This window comes from Alteromonas sp. 14N.309.X.WAT.G.H12 (genome assembly GCF_036697315.1).
Taxonomy (GTDB): domain Bacteria; phylum Pseudomonadota; class Gammaproteobacteria; order Enterobacterales; family Alteromonadaceae; genus Alteromonas.
In genome coordinates, this window is sequence record NZ_JBAHZB010000100.1 from 3,531 (window position 1) to 8,145 (window position 4,615).

Below are 4,615 nucleotides of genomic sequence, written 5' to 3' on the forward strand. Positions count from 1 at the left end.
AATGCAGGCAGGGGCCAAACCTTCAGGTCCACCAATAAGTAAACTCACGTCCCGTCCATCCATTTTCCAGTTTTCAAGTTGTTTGGCGAGTTGGGGGGTGGTCCAGGGTTTTCCGGTCACTTCCAAGGTCACGATACGGTGGTTTTTAGGAACAGCGGCAAGCATGGCTTCGCCTTCCTTTTGCAGAATGCGCGGTATATCGGCATTCTTACCTCGTTTTCCTGCTGCAATTTCGTTGAAGACCACGGGGAAATCCCCGGGAAAGCGGCGCGTAAATTCTTCCACGCCCCGAGTTACCCAATCTGGCATCTTTGTGCCCACAGCGACTATTTGAATTTTCACCGTATTACAACATCCCGGTATACATAATAAGTGTGAAGGGCTTAACCGCGGGGAGAACTCACGCTATACATGCGTTTGTACTCACTCGCCCCATAATTTTTCAAGTTGGTAAAAATCACGGGTTTCATCTTGCATTACATGCACGATGATATCGCCCAGATCCACTAAAACCCACTCACCGGTATCTTTGCCTTCAATATTCAACGGTGCGTGTCCAGCCTGTTTCATTTCAACTTGCAGATTTTCCGCAATAGCAACAACATGGCGCTTGGAGTTACCTGAGCAAATAATCATGGTATCAGTGATTGTGGACTTTCCCTTAACATCAAGTTCGATGACATCTCGAGCTTTTAAGTCATCAATTTTGTCCAAGACAAATTGTTTGAACTGTTTACTCTCCAAAAGTTCTCCTTAAATTTACAAAAATATTGCATTACAACGTCACTATAGCGAATTGTAGCGCAATCTGTCTAAAGTACGTTAGCTTAGGTCTTCAATTACAGGGATGGAATCCACAGTAACGCCCATAAACAGCATACAAAGGTGTGCCAGTTTAATAAAAGGGCGAACCACCACATTTTGCTTAAAAGCTAAATCCGCGTTTTCGATTGCCCCTCGAATGCGATTTAAGTCTGCAGCTGTTAGGCGGTTCAATGCCGCTGTGTACACCGATTGCCTGTTCTTCCATATTCCCATGCGCATCCAATTGATGGGCTCACTTTTTATTTGTAACGACTTCAGCTTAGATAATGTTTGCCATTCTCTTATCAAGGCCCAGATGACGATGTTGGGCTCTAAGCCTTCGCTTTCCAGTCGATAGAGCATTTTAATACAACGGGATTGCTCGCCAGCGAGCATCACATCGATTAATTGAAAAATATTGAACCGGGATTGATCAACGATGGCCCCTTCCACTTGATCCGAGGTGATTTTTTGGTTCGGGTAAATTAAGGCGAGCTTCTCAATTTCTTGTTTGGCGGCAAGTAAATTACCTTCACACATATCCGCGAGCATTTTTACGCAGGTTGGATCACTGTCAAGGCCATACTTCAGTAAGGTTTGCTGTATCCAATTTAATAGCTGCTTGTCTTCCAATGGATAGCAAATTGAATGCACACCAATCTCATCAAGGGCTTTAAACCATTTTCCGCGCTGTACATCCTTACCGATCCGCGGGCCATGAACCAACAAGATTAGATCTGCATCAAGGGTGGATGCGATGCTTTGTAACACCTGGCTGCCTTCTTTTCCCGGTTTGCCCGTTGGCAGCTCCAATTCAATGAGTTGCTGGGAGGAAAATAAAGACAACGTTTGGGTGGCTTCAGTCAATTGCTGCCAGTTAAACGTACTGTCTGCAACCAGCACAGTACGTTCGGTAAATCCGGCCTCTTTGGCCCGACGGCGAAGGGCATCTATCATCTCAAATTTTTGCTGAGGTTCATCGCCAAACAACAAATAGCAGGGCTTGAGCTGATGAGATAATTCTTGTTCGAACCGATTCGGGTACACTTGCATAATGACTACAATTCAGGCGTAGATTGAGATGCTTGTGTGGTCAAACGACGAATGATCTTATCCGCTGCCTCGTCGCGCATTTCGCTTACAATCAATTCGAGCTCCCGAGATTTCGCCAACACTTGCTCTGGATCGTCTTGATAATCACGTAATACTTCAAAATACGCTTTAATGGGCTCTTTGTCTGGGAAGGTAACAGTATAACCCACGCCATAAATCAATTCGTATTCTGCCACTTGTCCAGAGGCAAAGAGCGACAACAACCGTCGCTCTAATTTTTCTGGCTCAATATTAATTAGTACTGAGGTGTTCATAGAAGGACTCTCGGCAACAGTGCCAGCTTCTATACTGTACACCTTTAGCCGCTTTTTCAGGGCTCTGGCCAAGGGTGAGTGGGCCTGGGTTGACGCCATGGCCACGAAATTCACCGAAGGCGGCAACACCTGGTTACCCCGTAAATGAAAACCGCAACTTGTTAATGACAAGAGGGCAGTAAACAGACATAAACGTATCAGTAGTTTGTGCATTAGTTGGCTACTATGTTAACGAGCTTACCGGGTACAACAATGACCTTGCGGATTTGTTTGCCATCAATAAACTGCTGTACGTTGGGTTGAGCCAACGCTTCAGCTTCAAGGGCGTCTTTGGTGGCATCGGCTGGCACTGTCATTTTCGCCCGTACTTTTCCGTTGACCTGTACCACAATGAGCTTTTCAGCCTCTACCATGGCGTTTTTGTCGGCGACGGGCCAAGGAGCCTGCTCAATGGTGGTGTTATGGCCGAGTTTTTGCCACAGATGATGACAAATATGCGGCGTTATCGGGTTTAGTAAGCGTAATACTGCCTCTATCGCTTCACGCATGATCGCGTGATCTGTGTCTGACGCTTGCGGCGCTTTTTGTAAATGGTTTAACAGTTCCATTATAGCGGCTACCGCGGTGTTGAAGGTTTGCCGTCTGCCTAAGTCGTCGGTCACTTTGGCAATGGTTTTATGTACTTCGCGACGCAGTGCCTGCTGTGCCTTATTAAGGGTACTGGCTTCAACGGCTCCCGGCGTACCGGAAACGGCAAGGTGATCATTGACTAGCTTCCAGATACGTTTTAAGAAGCGGTTGGCCCCTTCAACACCAGAGTCTACCCATTCGAGGGTTTGTTCTGGTGGTGCTGCAAACATGGTAAATAAGCGCACCGTATCGGCACCGTATAAATCAATAACGGCTTGAGGATCGATGCCGTTATTTTTCGACTTGGACATTTTCGTCATGCCGCCGTGTTGCACAGGGGTACCGTCTTTGGTTAGCCAGGCTTTGACAATACGGCCTTTTTCATCTTTTTCCGTGGACACATCCAGTGGCGAATACCAGGTTTTCTTGCCGCTTTCGTCTTCGCTGTAATAAGAGTCTGCCAATACCATGCCTTGACATAACAGCCGCTTGAAAGGTTCATCAGAATCGACCAAGCCCTCATCACGTAATAATTTGTGGAAGAAGCGGGAATATAAAAGGTGCAAAATTGCGTGTTCAATACCCCCGATATATTGATCCACCGGTAACCAATAATTGGCCTGGGCGGGATCGAGCATTGCGGTGTCATTTTGCGCACAGGCGTAGCGGGCGTAATACCAAGATGATTCCATGAAGGTATCAAAGGTATCGGTTTCCCGTAATGCAGGCTCACCCTGATAGGTAGCTTTTGCCCATTGTGGGTCGGCTTTTATAGGGGAGATAACACCGTCCATTTCCACATCTTCAGGTAAAACAACCGGAAGCTCACTTTCTGGCACAGGAACGGATTCTCCGTTTTCCAGATTTAAAATGGGGATCGGTGCGCCCCAGTAACGTTGGCGACTTACGCCCCAATCCCGCAGTCGATAATTGACCTTCTTATTTCCACAGCCGTTATTAATCAGCGCATCGGCAATGGCGTTAAAGGCATCTTCAAATGGGAGGCCATCATACTCACCTGAGTTAATCAAGGTACCTTTTTCGGTGTAGGCGGCTTGGCTGAGATCGCAAGGCTCCTCACTGTCTTTACTGGGCGCAATAACCTGTTTTATTGGCAGATCATATTTTGTGGCAAATTCCCAGTCGCGCTGGTCATGCCCGGGTACGGCCATAACGGCACCTGAGCCATAATCCATAAGTACGAAGTTAGCTACCCATACCGGCACTTCTTCTCCGGTAAGAGGGTGCACCACGGTAAGGCCGGTGGCACAGCCTTTTTTCTCCATGGTAGCCAATTCTGCTTCCGCTACCTTGGTATTTTTACATTCTTCAATGAACGCGGCTAATTCGGGGTTATTGGCGGCGGCAAATTCGGCAACGGGATGTTGGGCGGCTACGCCCACGTAGGTTACGCCAAAAAAGGTATCCGGGCGGGTGGTATAAACGGTCAACGACTCTACGCTGCCAGCGGGCTGGGTAAGTTTAAAGGTAATTTCTACCCCTTCAGAACGGCCAATCCAGTTGGCTTGCATGGCGCGAACTTGATCAGGCCAATCACTTAATTGCTCCAAGTCACTGAGCAATTCATCGGCATAATCGGTGATTTTAATAAACCATTGGGGAATTTCTTTTTGTTCCACTAACGCCCCTGAGCGCCATCCGCGACCGTCGATAACCTGTTCGTTAGCCAACACGGTTTGGTCCACGGGATCCCAGTTAACCGTTGAGTTTTTCTTGTATACCAGGCCTTTTTCGTACAGACGGGTGAAAAACCATTGTTCCCAGCGGTAGTAGTCGGGTTTACAGGTTGCCAC

The 4,615-nt window shown here is 47.5% G+C and carries 5 protein-coding genes; all 5 read right to left on the reverse strand.

Translation table 11 applies throughout. The annotated features are described in order from the left end of the window. Nucleotides 1–342 (reverse strand): 23S rRNA (pseudouridine(1915)-N(3))-methyltransferase RlmH (gene rlmH / locus V5298_RS17080; protein ID WP_332932641.1); only part of this gene is annotated, 342 nt, incomplete at its 3' end. 81 nt (nt 343–423) lie between these two features. Continuing rightward, entirely contained in the window at nt 424–744 is a 321-nt protein-coding gene (rsfS, locus tag V5298_RS17085; RefSeq protein WP_332932642.1) for a ribosome silencing factor, read from the reverse strand. Nucleotides 745–822: 78 nt separating this feature from the next. Next, nucleotides 823–1,857 (reverse strand): DNA polymerase III subunit delta, encoded by a 1,035-nt coding sequence (holA, locus tag V5298_RS17090; RefSeq protein ID WP_332932643.1) that lies wholly within the window; start codon nt 1,855–1,857, stop codon nt 823–825. A gap of 5 nt (nt 1,858–1,862) precedes the next feature. Then, nucleotides 1,863–2,384 (reverse strand): LPS assembly lipoprotein LptE, encoded by a 522-nt coding sequence (gene lptE / locus V5298_RS17095; RefSeq protein ID WP_332932644.1) that lies wholly within the window; start codon nt 2,382–2,384, stop codon nt 1,863–1,865. Further along, nucleotides 2,384–4,615, reverse strand: a 2,232-nt coding sequence (gene leuS, locus V5298_RS17100) for a leucine--tRNA ligase (protein WP_332932645.1), incomplete at its 5' end; no start/stop codon positions are given. The genes lptE and leuS, both read right to left, overlap by 1 nt.